The following is a 26,133-nucleotide window of genomic DNA, read 5'->3' as shown; positions in this document are numbered from 1 at the left end:
TGCATTGGGCTCGTCGCCAATCAGCTTAGCGCCTCAGGGGGCAGGTGCAGGTGTTTGCTGCAGCGCTGCCAACAAAGCCGCGGCGCTGGCACCGCGACAATCCACTACATTCCGGGCCCCGGCATCGCGGGCCTGCGCCGCAACACGAGGGCTGGGCACGAACAGCGGCAACTGCGCCAATTGCGGCCAATCACCGGCAGCCAGTTGCTGCAAGTGTTCAAGACCCTGCCCACTGCTGACCACCAGGCCATTCAGGCGTTCCCCGCTAACGCGCGCAGACAGCGCATTGCTCGGGTAAACCGGCAGGAATCGGCGATAGAGTTGCAGATATTCGACACTAGCACCTAGTTCAGCGAGACGCTCGGCGAGCAATTCACGCCCCCCTTCGCCCCGCATGATCAGCACCCGCGGTGCTGTGCAGGCAATGGCCTGGTGCAGCGCCGGTAGCGCTAGCAGTGCCTCGCTATCGTCACCAGCCTGGGGATAACTGACCTGACAGCCATGGTCCTGCAGAATTTGTGCAGACGCAGCTCCCACCGTGAACCAGGCCTGGGCCGGCAGTTGCGGCCAGAACGGCGAAAGCGCGGCCAGCCCGAGGCGGGCCGCTGGCTTGCTGACCACGATGATCGCGGCATACCGATCAAGATGGCGTAGCGTGTCGAGCTCGGGTTGATCCAGCGGCAGCGGCTCGATATCGAGCAATGGCAGGCTGCTGCTGGCCACTCCCTGTTCAGCGAGTATCTGGGCCAGCGCAGTACATTCTTCAGCCGGCCGGGTCAGGAGCAGGCGCCAGGTCCTCACGGGTGGCCGGCCTCGCCGTACACCGCCTTCAGAATATCTTCGGCACCTTGCTTGAGCAGGTCTTCAGCGACCTGAACACCCAAGGCTTCTGCATCGGCGCGCGATGCGCGCGCCTGGGCTGTCAGCAGCTTGCCGCCGCTAGGTTCGCCCACCAGGCCACGCAGCCACAATTGATCGCCTTCGAGCACGGCGTAACAGGCAATCGGCACCTGGCAGCCGCCATTGAGGTGCTTGTTCAGCGCGCGCTCTGCTACCACGCGGTCTGCGGTGTCCTGGTGGTGCAGCGGCGCCAGCAGCGCGTGGATCTCGGTATCGGCGCTACGGCATTCGATACCCACGGCACCCTGGCCACCAGCGGGCAGGCTGTCGTCAACGCTGATGCCGGAGGTGATGCGATCTTCAAAGCCAAGACGAATGAGGCCTGCGGCCGCGAGGATGATCGCGTCATATTCACCCGCGTCGAGCTTGGCCAGGCGGGTGTTGACGTTGCCGCGCAGAAAGCGGATCTCGAGATCCGGGCGGCGAGTCAGCAGCTGGGCCTGGCGGCGCAGGCTGGAGGTGCCTACCACGCTGCCGGCGGGCAGGTCGTCTAGGCTCTTGAAGGTATTGGAAACGAAGGCGTCACGCGGGTCTTCACGCTCGCAGATGCAGTACAGGCCCAGGCCCTGCGGGAAGTCCATCGGCACGTCTTTCATCGAGTGCACGGCAATGTCGGCCTGGTTGTCCAGCAGCGCGGTTTCAAGCTCCTTGACGAACAAGCCTTTGCCGCCGATTTTCGACAGGGGCGAGTCCAGCAGCTTGTCGCCACGGCTGACCATCGGTACCAAGGTCACGATCAGACCAGGATGCGCCTGCACCAGACGGGATTTGACATATTCGGCCTGCCACAGGGCCAAGGCACTTTTGCGGGTGGCAATGCGGATTTCGCGAGTGGACATGGAACGATCCGTACGAGATAGATTCGCCCGATGATAACAGTTCAACCCAACCCGCTTGCAGATCTAAATCACGAGAGCAGCCGGCCGTCCCTGGCTGCACGCGGCAACCTCAAAGCTGCTGCATCATCTTGCGCACGCCCGCAACATGGCGGCGGCTGACAATCAGGGCGTCGCCATTGAGGCCCTTGAGAAACAACTGAAAATGCCCAAGGGGCGTGCGCTGCAGGCGCTCGATGCGACTGCGGGCAACCAGTGCATTGCGGTGAATACGCACGAATCGCTCGCCAAACTCGTCTTCAAGGGCCTTGAGCGGTTCATCCAGCAGGACTTCGCCACCTTCGTGACGCAGGGTCACGTACTTGTGGTCGGCGATGAAATAGATCACCTGGTCCAGTGGAATCAACTCAATGCCCTTGCGGGTCCGGGCGCTGATATGGCTGCGCGGACCGCTGCCGCTTTCGGCGGCAGGACGTGTCAGCGCCGCCAGCTGTACCCGACTCGGGCGCTCGGCCTTTTTCAAGGCTTCGCGCAGGTTGTCCGGCTGCACCGGCTTCAACACATAGCCCAAGGTACTGTCCTTGAACGACTCCAGGGTGAATTCATCATCCCCGGTACAGAACACCACGGCAGGCGGGGCTTCGCGCTCACACAGACGAGCAGCGACCTGAAGGCCATCAAGGCCCGGCATGCGGATGTCCAGCAAGACCACCTCGGGCTTGAGGCTGTCAATCAGGGCCAGGGCCTCTTCGCCATTGGTGGCGCTGGGCTCCAGCACGGTATAGCCCTCCAGTTCACCGAGCAGTCGGCTCAAGCGTTCCCGGGCTTGGGGTTCGTCATCAACGATCAGGACATTCATATTGCGCTGGATTCCTGCGTGAGTCTCGCACAAGGATAGCGTAGACAGGTGAGGTGACGACCGTCACGGCGATCCACGCTCAGACTCGCACGATGGCTAAAGATTCACTGGCGCGGCAGGAAACATGCCACGCCTCTGTCCAACTGTAGACGGTTGCCGGAACGCTGCCGTTCAATCGTTAAATATCCTGTTACCCGCCACCCCCTGCGACACAAACCCGCATTAACCCGTATTTGCCCCGACCGCAGTCCTGCGGTGCGGGTGCCAACCCTGCTATTATCGGCACCACTTTTCCGTTCACGCCTTCAACGAGTGAATCCATGAGCACCGACAAGACCAATCAGTCCTGGGGCGGCCGCTTCAGTGAGCCCGTCGACGCCTTCGTCGCCCGTTTCACCGCCTCCGTCAACTTCGACCAGCGCCTGTACCGCCACGACATCATGGGTTCGATCGCCCACGCCACCATGCTGGCGAAGGTCGGCGTGCTCACAGACGCCGAGCGCGACACTATCATCGACGGCCTCAAGACCATCCAGGCTGAAATCGAGGCCGGCAACTTCGACTGGCGCGTCGACCTCGAAGACGTGCACATGAACATCGAAGCACGCCTGACCGACCGCATCGGCATCACCGGTAAAAAGCTGCACACCGGCCGCAGCCGCAACGACCAGGTCGCCACCGATATCCGCCTGTGGCTGCGTGACGAGATCGACCAGATCCTGGCCGAAATCACGCGCCTGCAGCAGGGCCTGCTGGAGCAGGCCGAGCGTGAAGCCGAGACCATCATGCCCGGCTTCACCCACTTGCAGACCGCTCAGCCGGTCACCTTCGGTCACCACCTGCTGGCCTGGTTCGAGATGCTCAGCCGCGACTACGAGCGCCTGGTCGACTGCCGCAAGCGCACCAACCGCATGCCCCTGGGCAGCGCTGCGCTGGCTGGCACCACCTACCCGATCGACCGTGAACTGACCTGCCAGCTGCTGGGTTTCGAAGCCGTGGGCGGCAACTCGCTGGACGGCGTTTCCGACCGCGATTTCGCCATCGAATTCTGCGCTGCTGCCAGCGTCGCGATGATGCACCTGTCGCGCTTCTCCGAAGAGCTGGTGCTGTGGACCAGCGCCCAGTTCCAGTTCATCGACCTGCCTGATCGCTTCTGCACCGGCAGCTCGATCATGCCGCAGAAAAAGAACCCGGACGTCCCGGAGCTGGTTCGCGGCAAGACCGGCCGCGTGTTCGGCGCCCTCACCGGCCTGCTGACCCTGATGAAAGGCCAGCCCCTGGCCTACAACAAGGACAACCAGGAAGACAAGGAACCGCTTTTCGACGCCGCCGACACCCTGCGCGACTCGCTGCGGGCCTTTGCCGACATGATCCCGGCAATCAAGCCGCGTCATGCCATCATGCGCGAAGCAGCGCTGCGTGGTTTCTCCACCGCCACCGACCTTGCCGACTACCTGGTGCGCCGCGGCCTGCCGTTCCGTGATTGCCACGAAATCGTCGGTCACGCGGTCAAGTATGGTGTCGATACCGGCAAGGACCTGGCCGAAATGAGCCTGGACGAACTGCGCCAGTTCAGCGACCAGATCGAGCAGGACGTCTTTGCCGTGCTGACCCTCGAAGGCTCGGTCAACGCACGTGACCATATCGGCGGTACCGCACCGGCCCAGGTGCGCGCTGCCGTGGCGCGCGGCCAGGCACTGCTGGCCAGCCGCTAAGCCCCATGCCCAGGCTCGTCGGCATCCTGCCGCGAGCCTGTTGCATCAGCCGTCAGCGCTTGCCGCTGCGCACCATCTCAAGGAATGCGGGCATCTGCGCGTCCTTGTCTGCGATGATTTTCTGCACGTTGGGATTCTGCCTGAAGTGCTTGAGCAGGGCCTTGGCCTCCGGGAAGTCCGCCAGCAGATCCAGATCGAAGACATCCTTGCCCACTGCACTGGCCAGATCGACGCTGAAGCAGAACAGCATGTCGGCGATGGTCATTTCGCTGCCCGCCACATACGGCGCGAACTTGCCGTTGCGCTTGAGCGTTGCCACACCGGCCAACAACTCGGCCTTCGCTTTTTCCTTTATCGCCGGATCGACCTTGGCGCCAAAAAACGCCTCGGGGAAGCAAGCCCGGGCAGGCAGCTCGATGTACAACTCGATCTCCTTTGCCAGCTCACGCACCTTGAACTGTTCGAAATGGTTCGCCGGCAGCAGGGCCTTGCCCACTTGGGTCTGCTCGATGTACTCAAGGATCAGGTTGGTTTCGCTGAGAAAGCCGTGCTCGGTTTCCAGCACCGGCACCTTGCCTCGCGGGCTTACCTTCAAGGCTTCCGGGCTCTGGCCGCCAAAAAACAGCACCTCTTCGAACGGGATGCCCTTTTCCAGCAGCGCCAGTTTGACCATGTTGTAGTAGTTGCTGACTGCGAATCCATGAAGCTTGAGCATGAAAACAGCCTCCAGGCCGTAAAGGGGGTTGGCGGGGCAGTTATAGCCCCAGCCAGAGGTACTGACCAGCATCATGGCGATTGTCGATAGCCAGGCATTGCCGATAACGCCGTGGCAAACTGAGCATCCATCCCGAGGAGTCCGCCCATGAGCGAGCACAACGAAATCGACAACGATGAAGAAGAATTCGCCGAGTCGACCCTGATCCAGGCCATCGAAAACCAGATCGAAAGCGACAACCCGCCTGCGGCCAAGGCCACCTTCAACAAGCTGACCCTGGTGGGTTACGAACGTGACGACATTCTCAACCTGATGGCCCACGTGCTGGCGATCGAGATCGACGCCATGCTCGATGAGGACCGAGCGTTCAATACCGAATGGTACGAAACCGCCCTGCGCGCCCTGCCCGAGCTGCCGCCGGAAAAGGACTGAAGCAAAAGCGGATTTCCCTGACTACACTGCAAAGCCAGGCACCGGCGACGGTGCTGCCCTCCTTGTCTGGAAGTCGGAGTCACTATGTCGTTTACCCCCGATCTGATTGCCGAGCTTGAAGTCCTTGCCCTGTTCAACCTGGATAGCAGCCAGGAAGGAATCAAGGTCCATAACACTGCCTCCAAAGAGCTCATTGCTGCAGCCAAGCGCCTGTACGACAAACAACTGACCGACCAGCCCGATGGCGGCTACCTGACCAGCCTGGGGCATGATGCGGCAGAGCACGCACAACAATTGCTGACCATCCTGAAAGTCGCCCAGCCGGCCTGATATTTGTAGATCGCGGGGCAAGCCCGCTCCTATCGATAGGAGCGGGCTTGCCCCGCGATGCGTCCGGCGCTAGTAAAATGGCGTCAAAAACCCTGCCACAACAGCTAAACTCGCCGGTGCTTCCCTGACGGCCAGTTCCAGCGCGCATGAACCACCCCCATGAAATCCGCCCCGACCTCGACGAGGGCATCGACCGCAAAGTGCTCAGCCAACTGCGCACGCGCTTCCTCACGCTCAATCAAGGGCGCCTGGAGCGTGCCAGGGAGGGCTTGTCCAGCCGCCAGCAACTGGTCCTGACGCTGCTACCGCTGTTCCTTCACGTCAATCACCCGCTGCTGCCCGGCTATGTTTCCAGTGCTACGCCTGCGGGCGTCTCGGGTTTTGAGCCGGACGCACAGGTGCTTGCCGAAGCCCAGCGCCTGACTCGCTCGTTCTCTTACAAGGCGCGGCGCGGCAAGCCACCACAGCCGATCCTCGGCCTGTTCCTGATGGGCAGCCTGGGCACCCTCGCCCAGGCCGAGCAGAGCGATATGGACGTGTGGGTCTGCCATGACGCCGCACTCGACGAAAACGGCTTGGCCGAACTGCGCAAAAAATGCCAGCTGCTGGAGGCCTGGGCCGCCAACCAGGGCGCTGAAGCGCACCTGTTTCTGATCGAGCCACAGAGCTTCGTGCAAGGTGAGCGCGACAGCCAGCTCAGTTCCGACGACTGCGGCACTACCCAGCATTACCTGCTGCTCGATGAGTTCTACCGCACCGCCATCTGGCTGGCCGGGCGCACCCCGCTGTGGTGGCTGGTCCCTGTGTATGAAGAGACACGCTACCGGGATTACATCCAGACCCTGCTTTCAAAGCGCTTCGTGCGCGCCGAAGACAACCTGGACCTGGGCCACCTGGCACACATTCCGCCTGGCGAGTTCGTCGGCGCCGGGCTGTGGCAACTGTTCAAGGGCATCGAATCCCCCTACAAGTCTGTGCTCAAGCTGCTGCTGATCGAGGTCTATGCCAGCGAGTATCCCCAAGGGCAGTGCCTGAGCCTGCACTTCAAACAGGCGGTATTTGCCAACCGCCTGGACCTTGATGAACTCGACCCTTACATGATGGTGTATCGACGTATCGAGCAGTACCTGCTTGGGCGCGGTGAAAATGAGCGATTGGAGCTGGTACGACGCAGCCTGTACCTGAAGGTCAACAAAAAGCTCAGCAGCCTGGCGCCAGTTCGCACCAACAGCTGGCAGCGCACGCTGCTGCAGCGTCTGAGCCAGGAATGGGGATGGGATGAACGCCAGTTGGCCCTGCTCGACAGCCGCAGCCAGTGGAAAGTGCGCCAAGTCGCCGTTGAACGGCGGGCACTGGTCGCCGAGCTGAACTACAGCTACCGCTTTCTCTGCCAGTTCGCCCGCACCCGCAACGCCATCAACCGTATCGACCAGCGCGACCTCAGCGTGCTGGGCCGGCGTTTGTATGCAGCCTTCGAGCGCCGTGCCGGCAAAATCGAATTCATCAATCCCGGTGTAGCCCCGGACCTGGCCGAAGACACCCTGACCCTGGTGCAGGCGCCCAATCGCAAAGAGCCCGGGCAGCAGCACTGGGGTTTGTACAATGGCAACCTGGGCATCCATGAGTGGGAGCACTTCACACCGATCAAACGCTGCCATCAATTACTCGAGCTACTGACCTGGGCCCACCGCAACGGCGTCATTGACAGCAGCACTCGCCTGGCCCTGCACCCAGGTGCCAGCGACCTGAGTGAATACGAGCTGTTCAACCTGCTCGGCAGCCTGCAACAGAGCCTGGCCCTGCCATTGCCCGCGGTCAGCGATCAGCGCCTGCTGCAACCGAGCGTAGCCGATGAGATGCTGCTGCTGGTCAACGTCGGGGTCGACCCACTGCAGCAGCACCGCGACCTGAATATCCTGATGACCACCGAACGCACCGATTCGCTCAGTTATGCCGGGGTGCGCGAAAACCTGGTGCTGACGCTCGATCAGGTCACGCTCAACAGCTGGAACGAAGTACAGGTCCAGCGCTACGACGGCGAACATGCGCTGATGCGCTGCCTGCGCGACTACCTCAACAGCCTGGACAACACAGCACATCGGCCTCTGTTGCGGGTGCGCTGCTTCTGTCATAACCGGGCCCAGGCCATCGCCCAGCGGGTCGAAGAGGTATTCACCACTGCCCAGGCGCTGCTCGGCCAGGGCCAGAACCACCGATACCTGTTGCAGGTCCAGCACCACACCCACGTGCTGGAACTGCAAGCCGGTGCAGTCGAGCTGGTAACCCTGGACGACCACAGGGCCCTGCTGGGCTACCTGTGCGAAGAGCGTGTCGACTACAGCCCGTTGCACCTGGATGCCAACGCCCTTCAGGAGCTGGAACTGGCGCAGGTTCTGCCCCTGGGTTTACCCCACTGCATTCAAGTGTTCTATCGGGTTCAGGATGCCTGGGCAGATCTCTATGTGCTGGATGAACACAACGCCCTGTGGCAACAGCGCCTGCCGTTTCATCACGAGAGCAGCTTGCTGCTGCCCTTGCAGCGCTTCTTGCAGTCGATCATCTTTCGCCGTGACGCTCGCCTGCCGCTGGCCAACCTGCACAGCCAGGGCTCGCTGGAGGTTCTCTACTATCAGCTGACGCCTGCAGGCCCGGGCAAAGCTCGAACTGCCACCTCCCGGCCAGTGCCGAGCTTGGGCGTCGAGACGCGGTTCTATGACGTGCAGGCCATCGTGCAACCCGGCATCGGCGACGCTGTCCAGGTTACGCTGTACTGCAACCAGCGGGAGTTTTCAGCGCTCGAGCATGGCGACCAGCTGTATGTCATGGTCGCCCGGGAGATCATCGAGCAGCGCCGGGAAACCGAGCGCTATCGTTGCTATATCACCGACCTTGACCTATCCGGCCTGCTCGCCGATGGGCAAGGATCGAGCTTGCTCTACCTGCGCTACAAGGGCGAACTGGAGCGTTCGCTCAACGAAGCCCTGGCGCAGGTCTGAAGCTCAGAGGTCGAAGTTGCCGGCAGCTTCTGGCTGGTATTCGACTTCCAGCAATTTGAGCTTGAGGGTCTTGCCGCCCGGCGCAGGCCAGTCGATCTGCTCGCCCACCGACAAGCCCAGCAGCGCGCTGCCGATCGGTGCAAGGATCGAGATCTTGCCTTCGTCGGCATTGGCGTCTTTCGGGTACACCAACGTCAGGTGATAGTCCTTGCCGCTGGCTTCTTCGCGGCAATGAACCCGGGAGTTCATGGTCACGACACCGGCCGGAACCTCCTCGTGACCGACCTGATCGGCGCGGTCCAGCTCGTCCTGCAAGGCGAGCACACCCGGCGACTCCTGCGTCTTTTCATCGAGGCTGTCGATCAGACGCTCGAGACGCTGTACGTCCAATCGGGTGACGATAATGGAAGGCTTGGTGCTCATGATCCAGTCAGACTCCTTTTTTTGAGCGATATAAAGCAAAACCCCGCCCAAGGGCGGGGTTTGCAGGAATTCGGCACTGCCGAAGCAAGATCGACACTACCACAGCCAATTAAATACACAATAGCTGAAGGGTCTACGCCAATTCGGCCAGTTCTCGACGGGCCTGGGCTTCCTGGCAGATCTGCCGGCGGCGCTGGTCATCGGCAGAGCGCCACTGGCGAATGTCTTCGACATGGCGATAACAGCCGATACAGACCTTGTGCTCATCCAGCCGGCAGGTGCTGATGCAAGGCGACGGCACGGCCGGGCTGGCATTGCTGTAGAGCGGCTTGGCCGGCTTCGGCGGGGTACTCATCTCAGATCTCTTCGAAATCGAGCTTCTCACCCACCCGCTCCCAGACGATGCGCTCGAGCATCTCGCCCAGCAGCTCTTCGGTCTTCTCGCAGGTCCACTTGCCGTTCTGTTCGTCGTAGTCGAAGTGGAAACCACCGGACTTGTCGGCCAGCCACAGCTGGCGCAGCGGCTCCTGGCGGCTGAAGATCAATTGGCTGCCGTTGTCGAACTTGATAGTCAGGACCCCAGCGGAGTTCTCCATATCCAGATCCAGGTCAGTGTCATCGAACAGATCTTCCAGTGCCTGTTGGGTCGCATCGACCAGGTCGTGAAAACGCGCTTCGGTCAAACTCATTGCAAGAACCTCAAAAATGTCTGCACACACGCAAGCCGGGCAAGATACGAGTGCCGCGCACCGAATGCAAAGGATAACGCCCCGCCCCTACCCCCGCAGCTCCCCCCGCCCGACGGCGGGGCGCCTGCATAGGCAAGGCGCCAGGTGCTCGGTATACTCGGGCGCAATACTGCTTATTTCAAAGGATTACGCCATGAAGCGCCTGATCTCCACCCTCGCGGCGCTCGTCGCGGTTGCCTGCCTCGTTTCCGCCTGTGGCCAGAAGGGCCCGCTGTACCTGCCAGACGACAGCAAAGACGGCAAGAAATCGCAATCGCACCAGCATCAGTAAGGGTAAACCATGGACGCTTTCAACTACCGCGACGGTGAACTGTTCGCGGAAGGTGTGGCCTTGTCGGCCATCGCCGATCGTTTCGGCACACCTACCTACGTCTACTCGCGCGCCCACATCGAGGCCCAGTACCGTAGCTACACCGACGCCCTGCAGGGCGTTTCGCACCTGGTCTGCTTCGCCGTCAAGGCCAACTCCAACCTTGGCGTGCTGAACCTGCTGGCCCGCCTGGGTGCAGGTTTCGACATCGTTTCCGGCGGCGAGCTGGAGCGTGTTCTGGCCGCCGGTGGACGTGCCGATCGCGTGGTTTTCTCCGGTGTCGGCAAGACCCGCGAAGACATGCGCCGCGCGCTGGAAGTCGGTGTGCACTGCTTCAACGTCGAATCCACCGACGAGTTGGAACGCCTCCAGGTGGTCGCTGCCGAAATGGGAGTTCGTGCGCCAATTTCGCTGCGGGTCAACCCGGACGTCGATGCCGGTACCCACCCGTACATCTCCACCGGCCTTAAAGAGAACAAGTTCGGCATTGCCATCGCCGATGCCGAAGAGGTCTACATTCGCGCGGCCCAACTGCCGAACCTGGAGGTAGTCGGTGTCGACTGCCACATCGGCTCGCAACTGACCACCCTGGACCCTTTCCTCGACGCCCTCGACCGCCTGCTGGCGCTGATCGACCGCCTCGGCGACTGCGGCATCCACTTGCGTCACCTGGACCTGGGCGGCGGTGTCGGCGTGCGCTACCGCGACGAAGAGCCGCCACTGGCCGGTGACTACATTAAGGCCATTCGCGAGCGCGTTGACGGCCGCGACCTGGCCCTGGTCTTCGAGCCGGGTCGCTACATCGTGGCCAACGCCGGCGTACTGCTGACCCGCGTCGAGTACCTCAAGCACACCGAACACAAAGACTTCGCCATCGTCGATGCGGCCATGAACGACCTGATCCGCCCGGCCCTGTACCAGGCCTGGATGGACGTCACCGCCGTACAGCCGCGCGCCGGCGAAGGTCGCTCCTACGATGTGGTCGGGCCGATCTGTGAAACCGGTGACTTCCTGGCCAAGGAACGCACGCTGAACCTGGCCGAAAGCGACCTGCTGGCTGTTCATTCCGCGGGCGCCTATGGTTTTGTCATGAGCTCGAACTACAACACCCGTGGCCGCTGCGCCGAAATCCTGGTCGATGGCGACCAGGCATTTGAAGTACGCCGCCGGGAAACCGTGGCCGAGTTGTTCGCCGGCGAAAGCCTGTTGCCGGAGTAATCCCATGCTGCTGCGTTTTACCAAGATGCATGGGCTGGGCAATGACTTCATGGTCCTGGACCTGGTCAGCCAGCATGCGCACATCCTGCCCAAGCACGCCAAACAATGGGGCGACCGGCATACCGGCATCGGCTTCGACCAGCTATTGATTGTCGAGGCGCCAAGCAATCCGGAAGTGGATTTCCGCTATCGGATCTTCAATGCCGACGGCTCCGAGGTCGAGCAGTGCGGCAACGGTGCGCGCTGCTTTGCCCGCTTCGTGCTGGACAAGCGCCTGACCGCGAAAAAGCGCATTCGCGTCGAAACCAAGGGCGGCATCATCGAACTGGACGTGCGCAACGACGGGCAAATCTCCGTCGACATGGGCCCGCCGCGGCTGATACCGGCCGAGATCCCGTTCGATGCACCGGCCCAGGCCCTGAGCTATCCGCTGGACGTGGAGGGGCAGCAGGTCGAGCTGGCAGCAGTATCGATGGGCAACCCCCATGCCGTACTGCGCGTCAACGACATCAACAACGCTCCGGTTCACGAACTGGGGCCAAAGATCGAACACCACCCGCGCTTCCCGCAGCGGGTCAATGTCGGCTTCATCCAGGTCATCGACCGCCACCGCGCCCAATTGCGCGTTTGGGAACGCGGCGCAGGGGAAACCCAGGCCTGCGGCACTGGCGCCTGTGCTGCCGCCGTCGCGGCGATCAGCCAGGGCTGGATGGATTCGCCTCTGTTGATCGACCTGCCCGGTGGACGCCTGTCCATCGAATGGGGCGGCCCCGGCAAGCCGGTGCTGATGACCGGCCCCGCCGTACGCGTATTTGAAGGACAGGTTCGTCTATGAGTGAGTATCGACCATGACCGATCAGCCCCAGGCTCCCGCCGAACAGCCCACCGACCTTAGCGCCGAGGGCTCGACGCCCACCCTCGGGGCTGAAGCCGTGGTTGCCTACCTGCGCGACAACCCGACGTTCTTCGCCGAGCATGATGAACTGCTCAGCGAACTGCACATCCCCCACCAGCGCGGCGACACCGTCTCGCTGGTGGAGCGCCAGCTCAAGCTGCTGCGCGACCGCAACATCGAGATGCGACACCGCCTTTCGCAACTCATGGATGTGGCCCGCGACAACGACCGTCTGTTCGACAAGACCCGCCGCCTGATCCTCGACCTGCTTGATGCCGACAGCCTGGAAAGCGTGGTCATGGCTGTCGAAGACAGCCTGCGCCAGGAATTCAAGGTGCCCTTCGTCAGCCTCATCCTGTTCGGCGAAAGTGCCGCCCCGGTCGGCCGCTGGGTCAACAGTGCCGACGCCCAGCAAGCCATTGGCGGGCTGCTGTGCAGCGGCAAGACCGTCAGCGGCAACCTGCGCGAGCATGAGCTGGACTTCCTGTTTGGCGCAGAACAGCGCAAGGAAGTCGGCTCCACTGCCGTCGCCACCCTCAACCACCAGGGCCTGCACGGCGTGCTGGCGATTGGCAGCCGTGACCCGCAGCACTACAAGAGCACGGTCGGCACCCTGTTCCTCGGCTACATTGCTGAAGTGCTGGGCCGCGTAGTACCGCGCTTCACCCAGACCCTGCGCCCGGTGCGCTGATGGAGCGCCAGCTGCAGGCGTTCAGTGCGCACCTGCGCAATGAACGCCAGGTGTCCGAACACACCCAGCTGGCCTACCGCCGCGACCTGGAAAACGTCCTGGCGTTCTGTACCAAAAGCGGCATCGATAGCTGGAACGCGCTGCAGATCCAGCAGCTTCGCCAGTTCATCGCCCGCCAGCATCACCAGGGGCAATCCTCGCGGAGCCTGGCACGACTGCTTTCAGCAGTACGCGGCTTCTACCGCTACCTGAACCGCGAGGGCCTGTGCAGCCACGACCCGGCCAACGGCCTGTCGGCACCCAAGGGGGAGCGGCGCCTGCCCAAGACCCTCGACACCGACCGCGCCCTGCAGCTGCTCGAAGGCGGGGTAGAGGACGATTTTCTCGCCCGTCGCGACCAGGCCATGCTCGAACTGTTCTACTCATCGGGCCTGCGCCTGTCGGAGCTGACCAGCCTGAACATCGACCAGTTGGACCTGCCGGCAGGCCTGGTCCAGGTACACGGCAAAGGCAGCAAGACCCGGGTACTGCCGGTCGGTCGCAAGGCCCGCGAAGCCCTGGAGCAATGGCTGCCCCTGCGCGCCGGCAGCGGCCCGCAGGACGGTGCCGTGTTCGTCAGCCAGCAAGGGCGACGCCTCGGCCCACGCGCCATCCAGATGCGTGTACAGGCCGCCGGTGTCAGGGAGCTGGGCCAGAACCTGCACCCGCACATGCTGCGTCACTCCTTTGCCAGCCACCTGCTTGAGTCTTCCCAGGATTTGCGTGCAGTGCAGGAGATGCTCGGCCATGCCGACATCGCCACCACACAGATCTACACTCACCTTGATTTCCAGCACCTGGCCGCTGTCTATGACAGCGCCCACCCTCGGGCCAAACGCAGTAAGGGCAGCGATTCATGAGTATCAAGCTGATCACATTCGACCTGGACGATACCTTGTGGGACACCGCGCCGGTGATCGTCAGCGCCGAAGCCGTCCTGCGCGACTGGCTGGCCGCCAACGCCCCGGACCTTGGCGCCGTCCCCGTGGAGCACCTGTACGCCATCCGTGAGCGCCTGGTACTGGCCGAGCCCGGCCTCAAGCACCGCATCAGCGCCTTGCGCCGGCGCGTGCTGTTCCACGCCCTTGAAGATGTCGGCTACAGCGAGAACAAGGCGCGGGAACTTGCCAACGAAGGGTTCGAGGTGTTCCTGCATGCCCGTCACCAGATCGACATCTTCCCCGAGGTACAGCCGGTGCTGGAGATTCTGCGCCACCACTACACCCTCGGCGTGGTCACCAACGGCAATGCCGATGTACGCCGCCTGGGCCTGGCCGACTACTTCAAGTTCGCCCTCTGCGCCGAGGACCTGGGAGTAGGCAAGCCCGACCCGCAACCCTTCCTCGAAGCCTTGCGCCACGGCCAGGTCGAAGCGCACGCCGCCGTGCATATCGGCGACCATCCCGGCGATGATATTGCCGGGGCACAGCGGGCCGGCCTGCGGGCGATCTGGTTCAACCCACAAGGCAAGGCCTGGGAAGCCGACAGCCGCCCTGACGCCGAAATCCAGCGCCTGTCGCAATTGCCCGAGCTGCTCAACAGCTGGCGCTGAACGTACTCCGGCCGCGCACAAAAAAGCCCGCAGCGACGGCGGGCTTTCGTGTTGACGCAACCACTCAGATAGGGCGGCTGCCATACTTGTTGTCTGGCTTCTTGGGCGGATCGGCGACCACGTTGGCCTCCACTTCCTGCACCTTGCCACCACGGGAGAGGAACTCTTCCATGGCCTTGGCCAGCGCATCACGTTCTTTCTGCTTGGCTTCCATGCTCGGCATCTCGTCTACCGAGACGGCGGCCTTGGACTTGCCCTTGGCAACGGGAGCCGGGCTATCGTCACCGCTGTCGTCAGCTACGTCATCAGCTGCCGCTTCGAGGCCTTCATCGCCTTCGTCTTCATCGCCTACTTCGAGGTCGTCAGTTTCCAGATCGTCGTCGCTCATGTTCTACCTCATGACTTGCGAAAAGCAGATTAGTTATAGACCAGCAGCGCCGGGAATCGACAGCTACCGGAAAAAATTCAAGGGCCGCGGGTTTGCCGCCACCTCAGGCATGCGCCATGGCATATGGCGAACGCCGTGCAAGCCCCGCTCTTGGCAGGACCTGACAAAATAAAAGAGCTGCCGACAGTACGTCGTCGACCTACCCTGGCGTGATCAGCCTGCTCAATGGCAAGCCTAGCAAAGGGTAGCGAAGTTTGCGGACAGCTTGTCTGCACCCTTCGGCGCGCATTCTAGCGTGCCCAGAGAAAAAGCAAAGTGCCTAAATATCTCTCCGGCCTGTAAGTTTTCGACCTTCGCCAAGACAGCCCGAAAAGCAGCGGCAAAAGCGTCGAAAGAAACCGTTTGCGCTGTAGGAAATCGACAAACTGCAGACAAAAAAATGCCCGGCGAGCCGGGCAAGTTTTTTCGAGGGCGTTACAAGTTGTAGCCGCGCTCATTGTGTTGCGCCAGGTCGAGACCGACCGACTCTTCTTCTTCATTGACCCTCAGGCCCATGACCAGATCCAGCACCTTGAGAATCACGTAGGTGACAATCGCGGTGTAGATCACGGTGAACCCGACACCCTTGGCTTGAATCCACACTTGCGCACCGATGTCCTCGACGGTGCCGAAACCACCCAGTGCCGGGGCTGCAAACACACCGGTGAGGATCGCCCCGACGATACCGCCGATACCGTGAACGCCGAAGGCATCCAGCGAGTCGTCGTAGCCGAGCTTGCGCTTGAGGCTCGTAGCGCAGAAGTAGCAGACCACACCCGACACCAGACCGATCACCAGGGCGCCCATCGGGCCGACCGTACCGGCCGCCGGAGTGATGGCGACCAGGCCGGCCACCACGCCGGAAGCGATGCCCAGGGCGCTTGGCTTACCGTGGCTGATCCATTCGGCGAACATCCAGCCCAGTGCCGCAGCGGCGGTAGCGATCTGGGTGACCAGCATGGCCATGCCGGCTGTGCCGTTGGCGGCGGCCGCAGAGCCGGCGTTGAAGCCGAACCAGCCGATCCACAGCATTGCCGCGCCCATCAGGGTGTAGCCCAGGTTGTGCGGGGCCATCGGCGTGGTCGGGAAGCCCTTTCGCTTGCCCAGGACCAGGCACGCTACCAGGCCTGCGATACCGGCGTTGATATGCACCACGGTGCCACCGGCGAAGTCCAGCACGCCCCAGTCCCACATCAGGGCGCCATTGCCGCTCCATACCATGTGGGCAATCGGTGCGTAGACCAGAGTGAACCAGATGGCCATGAAGATCAGCATTGCCGAGAACTTCATGCGCTCGGCAAAGGCACCGACGATCAACGCTGGCGTGATGATCGCAAAGGTCATCTGGAAGGTAATGAACACGGCTTCAGGGAACAGCGCCGCTGGAGACGTCAGGCTCGACGGCGTCAGGCCAGCCAGGAAGGCCTTGGACAAGCCACCGACGAAGGAATTGAAATTGACTACGCCTTGCTCCATACCCGTGGTATCGAACGCCAGGCTATAGCCATAGACCACCCACAGGACACTGATCAGACCCGTGATCGCAAAGCACTGCATCATCACCGAAAGCACGTTCTTGGAACGCACCATACCGCCGTAGAACAAGGCCAGACCAGGGATGGTCATGAACAGTACCAGGGCTGTGGCGGTCAACATCCAGGCGGTGTCGCCGGAGTTGAGGACGGGGGCTGCCTCCTCTGCCAGGGCCAGGCCGGGCATTACGAGGGACAAAAGGGCTCCTAGCCCTGCGAATTGACGCAGAGTCATGTTGTTATCTCCTGGGGCGTTGGGGTTTGGTGAGGCTTTTTTAGATCGCGTCGGTATCGGTTTCGCCGGTACGGATGCGAATCGCCTGCTCCAGATTGACCACGAAAATCTTGCCGTCACCGATCTTGCCGGTGTTGGCTGCCTTGGTGATTGCCTCGATGACCCGATCCAGATCCTTGTCGTCGATGGCGACGTCGATCTTCACTTTTGGCAGGAAATCGACCACATATTCAGCGCCGCGATACAGCTCGGTATGACCTTTCTGCCGACCGAAGCCTTTGACCTCAGTGACAGTAATGCCCTGCACGCCGATTTCGGACAGCGACTCGCGCACGTCGTCCAGCTTGAACGGCTTGATGATGGCAGTGACTAGCTTCATGAAACTCTCTCCCGAATTGGTGGACTTGCCCCAGGAAAACAAACCCGACTCAAGTCTAAGCGCAGCGCCTGGCTTTGTAACGCACCGTCGACCTCATATCCCCGGTCAACACCAGAAACCGCACATGACGAAACAGCGTGATACTCCGCCTGCACCCTGGCTCGTCACGGTGACTGCATCAGTGCATGGGTCATGAAGGTCTTAGCAGAAACCTTGCCAGATCCGTTAATTCACCCAATTACAGTGACTTACGTTTGGCAGCCTGACTTGGCCAGTCGCCAGCACCGATTCGGCGCACAACAACGGTGCGCGATGTTTCCCCGCAATGCGCGAAAAGCGTGCAGCCAAAAGCCCGCAAAACTGCGTGCTACACTGGCGCCCCCTTGGATACCTGCGGATAGCCGAACATGCTCGCGCCCAAAGCCTTTCTCGACGCCCTGAGCGACCAAGCCTCGCGCCTGTTCAGCGGCGACACCTCACAGCCCCGCGCCGAACTCGAAAGCCAGTTCAAGGCCCTGCTGCAAAGCGGTTTCAGCAAACTGGAACTGGTCAGCCGGGAAGAATTCGACAGCCAGATGGTCGTACTGGCCCGCACCCGCGCCCGCCTTGAAGCGCTGGAAGCCAAAGTGGCTGAAATGGAAGCTCGCCTGAGCCCGCCAGCGGCTGAGTAACCCGATCGCGGGGCAAGCCCACGCCTACCGAAAAAAGCTGACTCACTCTTCCCCGCTGCCTCTCGCCCCACCCCACTATCCTTGCAACGCCGCAGGACGCGGCCCCTGCAACGATCATGGAGTGCTCATGTCCCTCGCCCTTGTCCACAGCCGCGCCCAGGTGGGCGTATCGGCCCCGGAGGTCAGTGTCGAAGCCCACCTGGCCAACGGCCTGCCCGCCCTGACCCTGGTGGGCCTACCCGAAGCCACCGTCAAGGAAAGCAAAGACCGCGTTCGCAGCGCGATCCTCAATTCAGGCCTTGAGTTTCCTGCCCGGCGCATCACCCTCAACCTCGCCCCGGCAGACCTGCCGAAAGACGGCGGCCGATTCGACCTGGCTATCGCGCTGGGAATTCTGGCTGCCAACGGGCAGTTTCCGGTCACGGCACTGGACGAGGTCGAATGCCTGGGTGAGCTGGCGCTGTCCGGCGCCGTGCGGCCGGTACAAGGCGTACTGCCGGCAGCGCTGGCCGCACGGGCAGCCGGGCGCGCACTGGTGATCCCGCGGGAAAACGCCGAAGAGGCCTGCCTGGCCAGTGGGCTGGTGGTTTACGCCGTCGAGCATCTGCTGGAGCTGATTGGGCATTTCAACGGCCAGGCGCTGCTGCCACCCTATGCCGCCAATGGCTTGCTGCTGCAGGTACAACCCTACCCCGACCTGAATGAAGTACAGGGCCAGCAAGCCGCCAAACGCGCGCTGCTGGTAGCCGCTGCCGGGGCACACAACCTGCTGTTCAGTGGCCCGCCTGGTACCGGCAAGACGCTGCTCGCCAGCCGCCTTCCCGGCTTGTTGCCACCGCTGGATGAGCGCGAGGCGCTGGAGGTGGCGGCGATCCAGTCAGTGGCCAGCCACGTTCCGCTGAGCAGTTGGCCGCAACGCCCCTTTCGTCACCCTCACCACTCGGCTTCAAGTGCCGCGCTGGTAGGTGGCGGGAGCCGCCCGCAACCGGGCGAAATAACACTGGCCCACCACGGCGTATTATTCCTGGATGAACTGCCAGAGTTTGAACGCCGCGTACTGGAGGTACTGCGCGAGCCCTTGGAATCCGGCGAAATCGTCATCGCCCGGGCCAAGGACAAAATCCGCTTTCCGGCCCGCTTCCAGCTCGTCGCCGCCATGAACCCCTGCCCCTGTGGATACCTGGGCGATCCGACCGGCCGCTGCCGCTGCAGCACCGACCAGATCCAACGTTACCGCAACAAGCTCTCGGGGCCCCTCCTCGACCGCATCGACCTGCACCTGACTGTCGCCCGCGAGGCTACAGCTTTGTCAGCCAGCTGCAACAACGGTGAAAGTAGCGCCAGCATTGCCGCGCTGGTGGCCCAGGCCAGGGATGTCCAGCAGCAGCGCCAGGGGTGTGCCAATGCCTTCCTCGATCTGCCGGGTTTGCGCCAACACTGCGGGTTATCCACAGCCGACCAGCAGTGGCTGGAAAGCGCCTGCGAACGCCTGACACTCTCACTGCGCGCCGCCCACCGGCTGCTCAAGGTCGCCCGCACGCTGGCAGACCTGGGCCAGGCCTCACACATTAACCGCGAGCACCTGGCCGAAGCGCTGCACTATCGATCCGGCAATTAATAACTGCGCGCCATTGAAGTGCCACTATTCATGTGGTGAAATAACGAAAGTTACAAGTCGACAAAACCCGCGCAACTAACTCCCCTCGCATAAGTATTCAACTCCATGATTAGCTTCAAACAGCTTACGCTTGCCACAAGTATGGGTGCCCTGTCCTTGGCCCTGGTCGCATGCTCGGACAGCGAGGCGCCTGCCTCGGCAACTACCCCTGCCAATGCCCCCGCAGCGGCCAAAGAAGCCAAGCCTGCTGTGAACCCCGATGCCGCCCTGGTCACCAGCTTGCCAGCCCACGCGCTGCAAGATGATCGCTCCGACTACTGGGAGATCACCTCGGGCACCCAGGCCACCTATATCTACAACGGCAAAATGCCCGAGCCAGACGGCACCGTGGCCGTCATCAAGACCTTGAACACGGGCCGCTACTTCCGCGGCACCGATGAGCTTTCCGAGCGGCTCGACACGTACTCGAAGACCCGCGACGAGTTCGTCAAAAAAGACCTCGAAAAAACCATTACGCCGCTGCTCCAGGAGCAAATCACTAAATACGGCACTCACGATTTTTATAAAAAGACGTTGACCGCCCACGCCATCGACATGAAGCCCTACGACTTCGAGAAAGAAGAATTCCCGCTGACCAGCACGCTGTTCAGCTCGATGGACGAGAAGCTGCTCTCGGCAAGAACCCCTAATAAATACAAAGTCTCCAATAGTGGCCATCACTATTTGGAGTTCTATGATGCCCGTGATTATCGCTTCGGTTTCTCCAATGGCGAACAGTTGAAGTCCATCAAGGTCAAAGGCGATGAAGCGCGCGCTATCGAAGCGGTGCGTACCGCCGGTGGCGGTGATCATCTTGAGATGCACGTGTACGGCTACGTCGACAAAACCATCAAGGGTGATGTCCGGGCCACAGACCCGATCCGTGCTGTCCTCCTGTCGGTGCAGTACATCGAGCTGGTCGACAAGACCAAGCCAAACGTCGTGCTGTACCGTCATACGCTGTAAGCGGGCGACCGCCTGACAGCGGCCTCCCCCATGGCTTGCAGCGAACCTGCAAGCCATTTATCGATGGCCGGGTGAATTATTTCAATATTGAAATATATAGAGCCCAATAGTCTATAAATAAAACCCCTTCATCACGAGCCCCTGCTATCGACTTGCCTGAATAACAGCGCGCCTTATAATGGCGACAAATTTCACAATGCGCGTGTTGCTTCATGATTTACCACTTTCGCCTTAAAAGCAGTGCGCGTGTTGAATTCAATACCGAACACTGCAAACTCCTTATCCACAAAATACCCGGCGCGCCCGAGACACTGTCACTGCCACGCGCAGACTCCCGAATACTTGAAATACTGCTCAGTTCCCCTGGGACGGTCTGCTCACGCGAGGCCATTGTCGAGTTCGCCTGGGAGGATCGCGTCGTCTCGACGGGTAGCCTGAACCAATCCATTTTTGCACTCCGAAACATGCTGGATGACGGCAAGGATCACGACATCGTCATCACTGTGCCGCGCCGGGGTTACCGCTTCAATACCCAGTACCTGGTCCACGCGCCCGAGACACCCGCTCCGCAAGCGCCCGCAGCACCGCCAGGCAGAAGCCAGGGTGTCGGCATGGCAATTCGGGCGGGTTACCTGGCGGTGTCTGTGTTCGCGCTGTTTACCATGTGGCAGGTGTATGCCTGGTATCAGCCCACTGGCGAGTTGTACATCGTCGATGCCCTGCAAGGCCCCCTGGCCGTTTCAGCGGTCGGCAAAAACCCAGCCGACGTGAATAACCTCCAGGCCGAGTTAGTTGAATTCAACCTGGCAGAACAGAATCTGCGGGGGCGCGTCTACGTCAGCCGGGCGGGTTCGCGCATGAACCTGTCGTGCCTGCGGGATAACGGCGACGCCTATAACCTCGAATTTCAGTTCCAGCACGAGCACTTCATCAGCATGTTGAAAAAATGCGTGGCCGGATCATGACGCGTTACCCACACGCCTGGCGTCATGTCCTGATCATCACTTGTGTATTTCTGATATGCCTGGCAACGGTGCTGGCTACACGCCCCCGCCCCTATATCAACAGCCAACCTTATCGCTCTGAAGGCCATCACTTCATGGGCAGCGATATCATGGACTTCAAAGATGGCCTGACCATCAGTGAACCCAGCGCGGTGCTCAGTATCCTCGAGCGACTGGGGGATAAAGAGCGGCATGTCGCGGTGGGGGCCTCCATTGTCGATACCTCGCGCTGGCGGATAAAAATCAAGGTTGAAGATATTCAGGCCAGCCGCCAGGAAGAACTCTTTGATGTCAGCACTAATTCGGAGTTGCTGTTTGCGCGCCAGTACTTCAGGTTGGGCTCCATTCTGACGCTGGCGGTTATCCCCGATGACCGGGATGCCCTGTGCTATTACATCCTCGAGCTGGACCGCTTGAGGTGCATGAACGACTGACGCAAGCCCTCGCCTGAGGGCCATAAATAACAATTTTTGATTCCTGTTTTTCTCGCTCGCCGCCCAGAGTGGGGATACGTCGGTCACCCCCCAGGTGACGCCAACAGGAACGTTCATGCCATTCAAAAATCTCGCCCTGCTCCTCTTCTCATTGAGCCTTTTCGGCTGCTCGATGGCACCCAGTATCGACACGGCCATGCCTGCAGCTCAGACGCCGGCTGCGCCGTTGCAGACCATTGAACACGATGATGGCACTGTCGCCTGGCAACGCGCGTCTGCGCCATTTTCAAAAAGTCACGACAAGACAATATTCATCAACTTGCCAAAAACCTTTTCATTCGACAGCCATGACCCTCGATTCGCCAACTTCGAAGGCGACGCCAACACGTTGCGCCAGCACTTTCGCGAGCAACTGGAAAAGCAACTGACCACGGCGGGTTATCGATTGGTCGACAAACCCACTGCACGGGCCTTGTCGCTGCAGATATCGATTGCCGACATCGAACGCGCCCCGCGTGATCCCAATGTCACTGAATACATTCCCATCGGCATGTTGGTGGGCTTGTCCCTGCATGCCACCGGTGTTCGCGACGACACCTTGTATCTGTTCTTCCAGAGCGAAGTCAGCGACAGCCTGAGCGGTGAAACCCTGGCTCGCGCCGTGGACCGCGCCAGCGGCAGAAACATCGAGCAGGACCAGGGCCCGGCCGTCGAAGACGTCTACCCCGCCATGGATACCGCCGCACGCCTGATTCGTGAGCGCCTGGACAGAGCGTTCCAACCTGCTGGGTCGGCCTGATCCAGCCACGCCCCACCCACCAACCACATTGGATGAAAGATGAAATTCGCAAAACAGCTTGTAGCCGCTCTCTTTGTATTCAGCTCTTTGAGCGTGATGGCAGATGACCGAGGCCTTTACCTGGGGGGTGGTATAACCCGAGTGGAAACTGACGAACACCAGCTCAGCGACGACGACAACGCCTACAAGGCCTTTGTCGGCTATCGACTCAACCCGTACCTTGCGGTGGAAGGCGCCTGGGTGGATCTGGGCAACTTTGATGGCAAGTACGGTGATTTTGAAGGTCACTCGCTGCAGGCCACTGCCCACTTCGGTGTACCGGTAGGCCAACGGGTGCGCCTGTTTGCCAGCGCCGGGGTACACGCCTGGGATGCCGACAACGACATCGCTGGCGACAGCAACGACCTGGACTTGACCTACGGCCTGGGCGTCGAGGTCGACGTGTTCCGCAATCTAGGCGTGCGCCTTGAACAAGAAGTGCTCAAGGTCGGCGATCTCGATCTGGATCAGACCAGCGCCAGCGTCTATTACATGTTCTGATCCCGCACGATTGCCACCCCGGACTCGCAGTAGTAATTGGCGCCAACCTGCTCTTTACTAGCAACAGCCCACCGCTGTGAGTCCGGTATGTCCGCATTCGTACAGAGTTACCCGCTATTGATCGGCATCGGCCTGATAGCGCTCGATCTCCTGCTCTGGCAAGTGATCCCCGTTGACCGGCGATACTGGCGGATCGGCCTGCGCCTGGGCATGTTCCTGTTGTTCACCTGGGTGCTGATCAGTGCCGGTGTCAGCCCCTTGCAACCTGCCCCCTGGATCGAGGATGTGCCTCGCAACCTTCTGGCAACAGTGCTGGCCATCGCCTGGTGGTTGTTCGCCGCACGTACCGTCACGGTGATTTTCGGCCTGCTGATCATCTCCCGCAGTGGTCATGCCGGGCGCTTGCTGCAGGATGTGGCCGGGGCACTGATCTTTCTGGCGGCCATCGTCGCTGCCGCCGCGTACGTGATGCAGCTGCCGGTCAAAGGCCTGTTGGCGACGTCCGGGGTCATGGCCATCGTCATCGGTCTGGCGCTGCAAAGTACCCTGAGCGATGTGTTCTCCGGCATTGTCCTCAACACCACCCGCCCCTATCAGATCGATGACTGGATCAGCATCGACGGCACCGAAGGCAAGGTGATCGACATTGACTGGCGTGCCACCCGCCTGCTCACCAGCAACGGCAGCATGGCGGTGATCCCCAACTCGGTGGCGGCCAAGGCCAAGCTGCTCAATTTCAGCCGGCCAAGCGATGTTCATGGCGTCTCCATAACCGTGGTGGTGCCGGCGCAGGTGCGCCCCAAACGGGTCATCGATGCGCTGGAAAAAACCCTGCAGGGCAGCCGCGCATTGCTCGCCATACCCGCCCCCAAGGTAACGATCAAAAGCTCGACCCTCGAATACGTCGAGTACGAGGCCAGCGGCTTTGTCGGCGCCATGGGCCAGAAAACCGAAGTACGCAACCAGATGTTCGATCTGGCCCACCGCCACCTGGAAGCAACCGGCGTGGTCTGGAACGCCGATACCCCGTCTTCCCAGGGCTGGAACCGGCAACGGGTACTGCTCGAAGACGTGCGTATCTTCCGCTCGCTGACCAGCGATGAGAAAGACAACCTCAGCCAGCGCATGACCTCGGTGGAGTACCTCCCCGACCAGGTCATCCTGGGAGTTGGCGACAGCTCGGATTACTTGCTGGTGATCGGCACCGGTGTGGTGTCGGCGTCGATCCGTGATGGCGACAAGCTGATCGAAGCCGGACGCATGGGGCCCGGCGAAGTGCTGGCGGCCGAAGGGTTGCTCGATGAAGATCAGTCCATCGCCGAGTTCCGCAGCCTGACCAGTTGCCTGCTGTACCGTATCGACAAAGACGATGTGCGCAGTTGCCTGGAGGAGCGCCACGAGGTCAAGACCGCGTTGACCAAACTGCAGCGCATCCGCCAGCAAACCAATCAGTCACTGCTGGAGCAGAAACCGGCAGCCATCAAGAAAGGCGGCTTTCTCAGCTGGCTGCACAAATAGCTCCTACAACACCACGCGCAGGCACTGGCCGGCGTGATACAGCGAGAACCCGGTTTCGTAGAAGCCGGTGCGCAGCGCCGGGGCCGACACCGGCTTCATTGCCGAGAATGGAATCGGCAAGGCATCCGGGTTGTCCTGCAGCAGGAACTGGGCAAAGGCTTTGCCGATCACCGTACCGGTGGTGTTGCCCCGCCCGTTGTAACCGGTAACCGCGACCAGGCCCGGGGCCGGCTCGAACAACCGCATCAGGTGATCGGGGGTGAAGTCGATGCAACCGGTCCAGTGCATTTCCCACTCGATCTTGCCCAATTGCGGGAAGTAGTGATGCTGGATGCGGTCGGCCCAGCTGCGGATAAACCAGTTGGGCTTGTTGTCGACCCGCCCCAGGCTGCCGAGCAGCAGGCGACCCTCATCATCACGGCGGATGCTGCTGAGCACGGTACGGGTGTCCCATGAGCCCTGGCCGTGCCTGAGGACGTTGTCGGCGGCCTCGCCTTGCAGCGGCACCGACGCAACCTGGTAGTAGTAACCGCGGAAAAAGTGCTTTTGCAGGGTGGTCCAGTCGCCTTCGGTGTAGGCACCGGTGGAGATCACAACCTTGTCGGCGCTGACCGAGCCCTTGGCGGTTCTTACCCGCCAACCGCGTCCTTCGCGCTCCAGCCCTTCGACAGCCGACTGCTGGAAAATCTGCCCACCAAGGCGGGTGACTGCGGCGGCCAGGCCCTGGGTGTAGCCCATGGGGTTGATGGTGCCGGCGCGGCGGTCGAGCAGCGCGGCAGAAATCTTGTCGGTACCGCAGTATTCCTCGCAGCGCGCACCGGTGAGCAGTTCGACATCGGCGCCGCGTCGACTCCACTGTTCATGGCGAGCTTCAAGGTCGGCCACGCCGGTGGCGTTGTGGGCCATGTGCAAGGTGCCGGTGTTGTGTGCCTGGCAGTCGATGCCCAGGCGCTCGATGGTGGCGAAAACTTCGGCGGGCGCTTCGCCCAGCACCTTGTTCAGGCGGCTGCCTTGCTTCTGGCCGAGGGTGGCTTCGACGTCGTCGGGGCGAATCCAGGTGCCGGCATTGACCAGGCCGACGTTGCGACCGGAACCACCGTGGCCGATGTTCCAGGCCTCCAGCAGAATGACCGACTTGCCCGCTTCGAGCAGGTGAATCGCGGCACTAAGGCCGGTGATGCCGCCGCCGATGATGCAGACGTCGGCCTTGAGTTCGGTGGCCAGCTTGTCGACCGGCGCAGCGAGCCTGGTGACGTGTTCCCACAGACATTGTTGACGCAGCTCTGGCATGGCCGGCTTCCTTCATTGTTC

Annotated in this window: 28 protein-coding genes and 2 pseudogenes; 18 read left to right on the top strand and 12 right to left on the bottom strand. The window is 61.5% G+C overall.

Annotation, left to right across the window (positions count from 1 at the left end):
* Positions 1-33: 33 nt before the first annotated feature.
* From ABVN19_RS23820 to ABVN19_RS23805, 4 genes and pseudogenes are all read right to left on the bottom strand, one after another.
* Positions 34-801 carry a uroporphyrinogen-III synthase gene (locus ABVN19_RS23820; protein WP_028942400.1) on the bottom strand — a complete coding sequence of 256 codons (768 nt, stop codon included), beginning with the start codon at positions 799-801 and terminating at the stop codon, positions 34-36.
* Positions 798-1,739, bottom strand: a complete 942-nt coding sequence (gene hemC / locus ABVN19_RS23815; RefSeq protein ID WP_028942401.1) for a hydroxymethylbilane synthase — start codon at positions 1,737-1,739, stop codon at positions 798-800. Before hemC ends, ABVN19_RS23820 begins: the two co-directional genes overlap by 4 nt.
* A gap of 109 nt (positions 1,740-1,848) precedes the next feature.
* Positions 1,849-2,595, bottom strand: a complete 747-nt coding sequence (locus ABVN19_RS23810; protein ID WP_028942402.1) for a LytTR family DNA-binding domain-containing protein — start codon at positions 2,593-2,595, stop codon at positions 1,849-1,851.
* A pseudogene (locus ABVN19_RS23805) lies at positions 2,592-2,699 on the bottom strand (sensor histidine kinase); the annotation flags it as partial. The pseudogene ABVN19_RS23805 and the gene ABVN19_RS23810, both read right to left, overlap by 4 nt.
* 216 nt (positions 2,700-2,915) lie before the next feature.
* On the opposite strand from ABVN19_RS23805, the gene argH reads away from it, so the two are divergent.
* Complete coding sequence (gene argH / locus ABVN19_RS23800) at positions 2,916-4,310, top strand: argininosuccinate lyase (RefSeq protein WP_028942403.1); 1,395 nt, start codon at positions 2,916-2,918, stop codon at positions 4,308-4,310.
* A 52-nt stretch (positions 4,311-4,362) separates the two neighbouring features.
* Here argH and ABVN19_RS23795 read toward each other — a convergent pair whose 3' ends face one another.
* The gene (locus ABVN19_RS23795) at positions 4,363-5,025 is read right to left on the bottom strand and encodes a glutathione S-transferase (RefSeq protein WP_105641475.1); all 663 of its coding nucleotides are present in this window, start codon (positions 5,023-5,025) and stop codon (positions 4,363-4,365) included.
* A gap of 147 nt (positions 5,026-5,172) precedes the next feature.
* Between ABVN19_RS23795 and ABVN19_RS23790 the strand changes: the two genes are divergently transcribed.
* From ABVN19_RS23790 to ABVN19_RS23780, 3 genes are all read left to right on the top strand, one after another.
* Entirely contained in the window at positions 5,173-5,457 is a 285-nt protein-coding gene (locus tag ABVN19_RS23790; protein ID WP_028942405.1) for a hypothetical protein, read from the top strand.
* An 84-nt stretch (positions 5,458-5,541) separates the two neighbouring features.
* A complete protein-coding gene (locus ABVN19_RS23785; protein WP_028942406.1) occupies positions 5,542-5,787 on the top strand; it encodes a TIGR02647 family protein in 246 nt (81 codons plus the stop codon).
* 146 nt (positions 5,788-5,933) lie between these two features.
* Positions 5,934-8,783 carry a class I adenylate cyclase gene (locus tag ABVN19_RS23780; RefSeq protein WP_105641388.1) on the top strand — a complete coding sequence of 950 codons (2,850 nt, stop codon included), beginning with the start codon at positions 5,934-5,936 and terminating at the stop codon, positions 8,781-8,783.
* Between the two features lie 3 nt (positions 8,784-8,786).
* Here ABVN19_RS23780 and rnk read toward each other — a convergent pair whose 3' ends face one another.
* The 3 genes from rnk to cyaY form a co-directional block, all read right to left on the bottom strand.
* Complete coding sequence (rnk, locus tag ABVN19_RS23775; protein WP_028942408.1) at positions 8,787-9,206, bottom strand: nucleoside diphosphate kinase regulator; 420 nt, start codon at positions 9,204-9,206, stop codon at positions 8,787-8,789.
* 133 nt (positions 9,207-9,339) lie between these two features.
* On the bottom strand, positions 9,340-9,561 hold the full coding sequence (locus ABVN19_RS23770) for a DUF1289 domain-containing protein (protein WP_028942409.1): 222 nt from the start codon (positions 9,559-9,561) through the stop codon (positions 9,340-9,342).
* Position 9,562: 1 nt separating this feature from the next.
* Complete coding sequence (cyaY, locus tag ABVN19_RS23765; protein WP_028942410.1) at positions 9,563-9,895, bottom strand: iron donor protein CyaY; 333 nt, start codon at positions 9,893-9,895, stop codon at positions 9,563-9,565.
* Positions 9,896-10,088: 193 nt separating this feature from the next.
* Between cyaY and ABVN19_RS23760 the strand changes: the two are divergent.
* The 6 genes and pseudogenes from ABVN19_RS23760 to ABVN19_RS23735 all read left to right on the top strand — a co-directional run.
* A pseudogene (locus ABVN19_RS23760) lies at positions 10,089-10,223 on the top strand (lipoprotein); the annotation flags it as partial.
* Positions 10,224-10,235: 12 nt separating this feature from the next.
* Positions 10,236-11,483 (top strand): diaminopimelate decarboxylase, encoded by a 1,248-nt coding sequence (lysA, locus tag ABVN19_RS23755; RefSeq protein ID WP_028942411.1) that lies wholly within the window; start codon positions 10,236-10,238, stop codon positions 11,481-11,483.
* A gap of 4 nt (positions 11,484-11,487) precedes the next feature.
* A complete protein-coding gene (dapF, locus tag ABVN19_RS23750) occupies positions 11,488-12,318 on the top strand; it encodes a diaminopimelate epimerase (protein ID WP_105641034.1) in 831 nt (276 codons plus the stop codon).
* 13 nt (positions 12,319-12,331) lie between these two features.
* Positions 12,332-13,069 (top strand): DUF484 family protein, encoded by a 738-nt coding sequence (locus ABVN19_RS23745; protein ID WP_028942413.1) that lies wholly within the window; start codon positions 12,332-12,334, stop codon positions 13,067-13,069.
* On the top strand, positions 13,069-13,968 hold the full coding sequence (gene xerC / locus ABVN19_RS23740; RefSeq protein WP_028942414.1) for a tyrosine recombinase XerC: 900 nt from the start codon (positions 13,069-13,071) through the stop codon (positions 13,966-13,968). Before ABVN19_RS23745 ends, xerC begins: the two co-directional genes overlap by 1 nt.
* The gene (locus tag ABVN19_RS23735) at positions 13,965-14,660 is read left to right on the top strand and encodes an HAD-IA family hydrolase (RefSeq protein WP_028942415.1); all 696 of its coding nucleotides are present in this window, start codon (positions 13,965-13,967) and stop codon (positions 14,658-14,660) included. The genes xerC and ABVN19_RS23735 overlap by 4 nt, the downstream gene beginning before the upstream one ends.
* 64 nt (positions 14,661-14,724) lie before the next feature.
* Here ABVN19_RS23735 and sutA read toward each other — a convergent pair whose 3' ends face one another.
* From sutA to glnK, 3 genes are all read right to left on the bottom strand, one after another.
* Complete coding sequence (gene sutA / locus ABVN19_RS23730) at positions 14,725-15,048, bottom strand: transcriptional regulator SutA (RefSeq protein ID WP_105641035.1); 324 nt, start codon at positions 15,046-15,048, stop codon at positions 14,725-14,727.
* 474 nt (positions 15,049-15,522) lie between these two features.
* Complete coding sequence (locus ABVN19_RS23725) at positions 15,523-16,854, bottom strand: ammonium transporter (protein WP_028942417.1); 1,332 nt, start codon at positions 16,852-16,854, stop codon at positions 15,523-15,525.
* Between the two features lie 40 nt (positions 16,855-16,894).
* Positions 16,895-17,233: a P-II family nitrogen regulator gene (gene glnK / locus ABVN19_RS23720; protein ID WP_002555808.1), complete on the bottom strand. Its 339-nt coding sequence runs from the start codon at positions 17,231-17,233 to the stop codon at positions 16,895-16,897.
* A gap of 407 nt (positions 17,234-17,640) precedes the next feature.
* Here glnK and ABVN19_RS23715 point away from each other — a divergent pair, with 407 nt between their 5' ends.
* The 8 genes from ABVN19_RS23715 (at position 17,641) to ABVN19_RS23680 (ending at position 24,822) form a co-directional block, all read left to right on the top strand.
* Positions 17,641-17,904, top strand: a complete 264-nt coding sequence (locus ABVN19_RS23715; protein ID WP_028942418.1) for an accessory factor UbiK family protein — start codon at positions 17,641-17,643, stop codon at positions 17,902-17,904.
* A gap of 127 nt (positions 17,905-18,031) precedes the next feature.
* The gene (locus ABVN19_RS23710) at positions 18,032-19,522 is read left to right on the top strand and encodes a YifB family Mg chelatase-like AAA ATPase (RefSeq protein WP_028942419.1); all 1,491 of its coding nucleotides are present in this window, start codon (positions 18,032-18,034) and stop codon (positions 19,520-19,522) included.
* Between the two features lie 105 nt (positions 19,523-19,627).
* Positions 19,628-20,527 carry a DUF4852 domain-containing protein gene (locus ABVN19_RS23705; protein WP_146117306.1) on the top strand — a complete coding sequence of 300 codons (900 nt, stop codon included), beginning with the start codon at positions 19,628-19,630 and terminating at the stop codon, positions 20,525-20,527.
* A gap of 212 nt (positions 20,528-20,739) precedes the next feature.
* Complete coding sequence (locus ABVN19_RS23700; RefSeq protein WP_105641036.1) at positions 20,740-21,492, top strand: winged helix-turn-helix domain-containing protein; 753 nt, start codon at positions 20,740-20,742, stop codon at positions 21,490-21,492.
* Positions 21,489-21,965, top strand: a complete 477-nt coding sequence (locus ABVN19_RS23695; RefSeq protein ID WP_245219030.1) for a hypothetical protein — start codon at positions 21,489-21,491, stop codon at positions 21,963-21,965. Before ABVN19_RS23700 ends, ABVN19_RS23695 begins: the two co-directional genes overlap by 4 nt.
* Positions 21,966-22,080: 115 nt before the next feature.
* A complete protein-coding gene (locus ABVN19_RS23690) occupies positions 22,081-22,764 on the top strand; it encodes a DUF3313 domain-containing protein (protein ID WP_028942423.1) in 684 nt (227 codons plus the stop codon).
* 39 nt (positions 22,765-22,803) lie between these two features.
* Positions 22,804-23,304: an outer membrane beta-barrel protein gene (locus ABVN19_RS23685; protein WP_105641037.1), complete on the top strand. Its 501-nt coding sequence runs from the start codon at positions 22,804-22,806 to the stop codon at positions 23,302-23,304.
* 87 nt (positions 23,305-23,391) lie between these two features.
* Positions 23,392-24,822 carry a mechanosensitive ion channel family protein gene (locus tag ABVN19_RS23680; RefSeq protein WP_028942425.1) on the top strand — a complete coding sequence of 477 codons (1,431 nt, stop codon included), beginning with the start codon at positions 23,392-23,394 and terminating at the stop codon, positions 24,820-24,822.
* A gap of 3 nt (positions 24,823-24,825) precedes the next feature.
* Here ABVN19_RS23680 and ABVN19_RS23675 read toward each other — a convergent pair whose 3' ends face one another.
* Positions 24,826-26,112 carry an FAD-binding oxidoreductase gene (locus tag ABVN19_RS23675; protein ID WP_028942426.1) on the bottom strand — a complete coding sequence of 429 codons (1,287 nt, stop codon included), beginning with the start codon at positions 26,110-26,112 and terminating at the stop codon, positions 24,826-24,828.
* Positions 26,113-26,133: the final 21 nt, after the last annotated feature.

Origin of the sequence: Pseudomonas vranovensis, assembly GCF_040438935.1 — a bacterium.
Taxonomy (GTDB): Bacteria; Pseudomonadota; Gammaproteobacteria; order Pseudomonadales; family Pseudomonadaceae; genus Aquipseudomonas; species Aquipseudomonas vranovensis.
This window is presented reverse-complemented; position numbering and strand designations above follow the sequence as displayed.

Bases quoted from the DNA above. Each gene is read 5' to 3' on its own strand.
- hemC (WP_028942401.1), bottom strand. From the start codon at position 1,739: ATGTCCACTCGCGAAATCCGCATTGCCACCCGCAAAAGTGCCTTGGCC.
- ABVN19_RS23810 (WP_028942402.1), bottom strand. From the start codon at position 2,595: ATGAATGTCCTGATCGTTGATGACGAACCCCAAGCCCGGGAACGCTTG.
- argH (WP_028942403.1), top strand. From the start codon at position 2,916: ATGAGCACCGACAAGACCAATCAGTCCTGGGGCGGCCGCTTCAGTGAG.
- ABVN19_RS23795 (WP_105641475.1), bottom strand. From the start codon at position 5,025: ATGCTCAAGCTTCATGGATTCGCAGTCAGCAACTACTACAACATGGTC.
- ABVN19_RS23790 (WP_028942405.1), top strand. From the start codon at position 5,173: ATGAGCGAGCACAACGAAATCGACAACGATGAAGAAGAATTCGCCGAG.
- ABVN19_RS23785 (WP_028942406.1), top strand. From the start codon at position 5,542: ATGTCGTTTACCCCCGATCTGATTGCCGAGCTTGAAGTCCTTGCCCTG.
- ABVN19_RS23780 (WP_105641388.1), top strand. From the start codon at position 5,934: ATGAACCACCCCCATGAAATCCGCCCCGACCTCGACGAGGGCATCGAC.
- rnk (WP_028942408.1), bottom strand. From the start codon at position 9,206: ATGAGCACCAAGCCTTCCATTATCGTCACCCGATTGGACGTACAGCGT.
- ABVN19_RS23770 (WP_028942409.1), bottom strand. From the start codon at position 9,561: ATGAGTACCCCGCCGAAGCCGGCCAAGCCGCTCTACAGCAATGCCAGC.
- cyaY (WP_028942410.1), bottom strand. From the start codon at position 9,895: ATGAGTTTGACCGAAGCGCGTTTTCACGACCTGGTCGATGCGACCCAA.
- lysA (WP_028942411.1), top strand. From the start codon at position 10,236: ATGGACGCTTTCAACTACCGCGACGGTGAACTGTTCGCGGAAGGTGTG.
- dapF (WP_105641034.1), top strand. From the start codon at position 11,488: ATGCTGCTGCGTTTTACCAAGATGCATGGGCTGGGCAATGACTTCATG.
- ABVN19_RS23745 (WP_028942413.1), top strand. From the start codon at position 12,332: ATGACCGATCAGCCCCAGGCTCCCGCCGAACAGCCCACCGACCTTAGC.
- xerC (WP_028942414.1), top strand. From the start codon at position 13,069: ATGGAGCGCCAGCTGCAGGCGTTCAGTGCGCACCTGCGCAATGAACGC.
- ABVN19_RS23735 (WP_028942415.1), top strand. From the start codon at position 13,965: ATGAGTATCAAGCTGATCACATTCGACCTGGACGATACCTTGTGGGAC.
- sutA (WP_105641035.1), bottom strand. From the start codon at position 15,048: ATGAGCGACGACGATCTGGAAACTGACGACCTCGAAGTAGGCGATGAA.
- ABVN19_RS23725 (WP_028942417.1), bottom strand. From the start codon at position 16,854: ATGACTCTGCGTCAATTCGCAGGGCTAGGAGCCCTTTTGTCCCTCGTA.
- glnK (WP_002555808.1), bottom strand. From the start codon at position 17,233: ATGAAGCTAGTCACTGCCATCATCAAGCCGTTCAAGCTGGACGACGTG.
- ABVN19_RS23715 (WP_028942418.1), top strand. From the start codon at position 17,641: ATGCTCGCGCCCAAAGCCTTTCTCGACGCCCTGAGCGACCAAGCCTCG.
- ABVN19_RS23710 (WP_028942419.1), top strand. From the start codon at position 18,032: ATGTCCCTCGCCCTTGTCCACAGCCGCGCCCAGGTGGGCGTATCGGCC.
- ABVN19_RS23705 (WP_146117306.1), top strand. From the start codon at position 19,628: ATGATTAGCTTCAAACAGCTTACGCTTGCCACAAGTATGGGTGCCCTG.
- ABVN19_RS23700 (WP_105641036.1), top strand. From the start codon at position 20,740: ATGATTTACCACTTTCGCCTTAAAAGCAGTGCGCGTGTTGAATTCAAT.
- ABVN19_RS23695 (WP_245219030.1), top strand. From the start codon at position 21,489: ATGACGCGTTACCCACACGCCTGGCGTCATGTCCTGATCATCACTTGT.
- ABVN19_RS23690 (WP_028942423.1), top strand. From the start codon at position 22,081: ATGCCATTCAAAAATCTCGCCCTGCTCCTCTTCTCATTGAGCCTTTTC.
- ABVN19_RS23685 (WP_105641037.1), top strand. From the start codon at position 22,804: ATGAAATTCGCAAAACAGCTTGTAGCCGCTCTCTTTGTATTCAGCTCT.
- ABVN19_RS23680 (WP_028942425.1), top strand. From the start codon at position 23,392: ATGTCCGCATTCGTACAGAGTTACCCGCTATTGATCGGCATCGGCCTG.
- ABVN19_RS23675 (WP_028942426.1), bottom strand. From the start codon at position 26,112: ATGCCAGAGCTGCGTCAACAATGTCTGTGGGAACACGTCACCAGGCTC.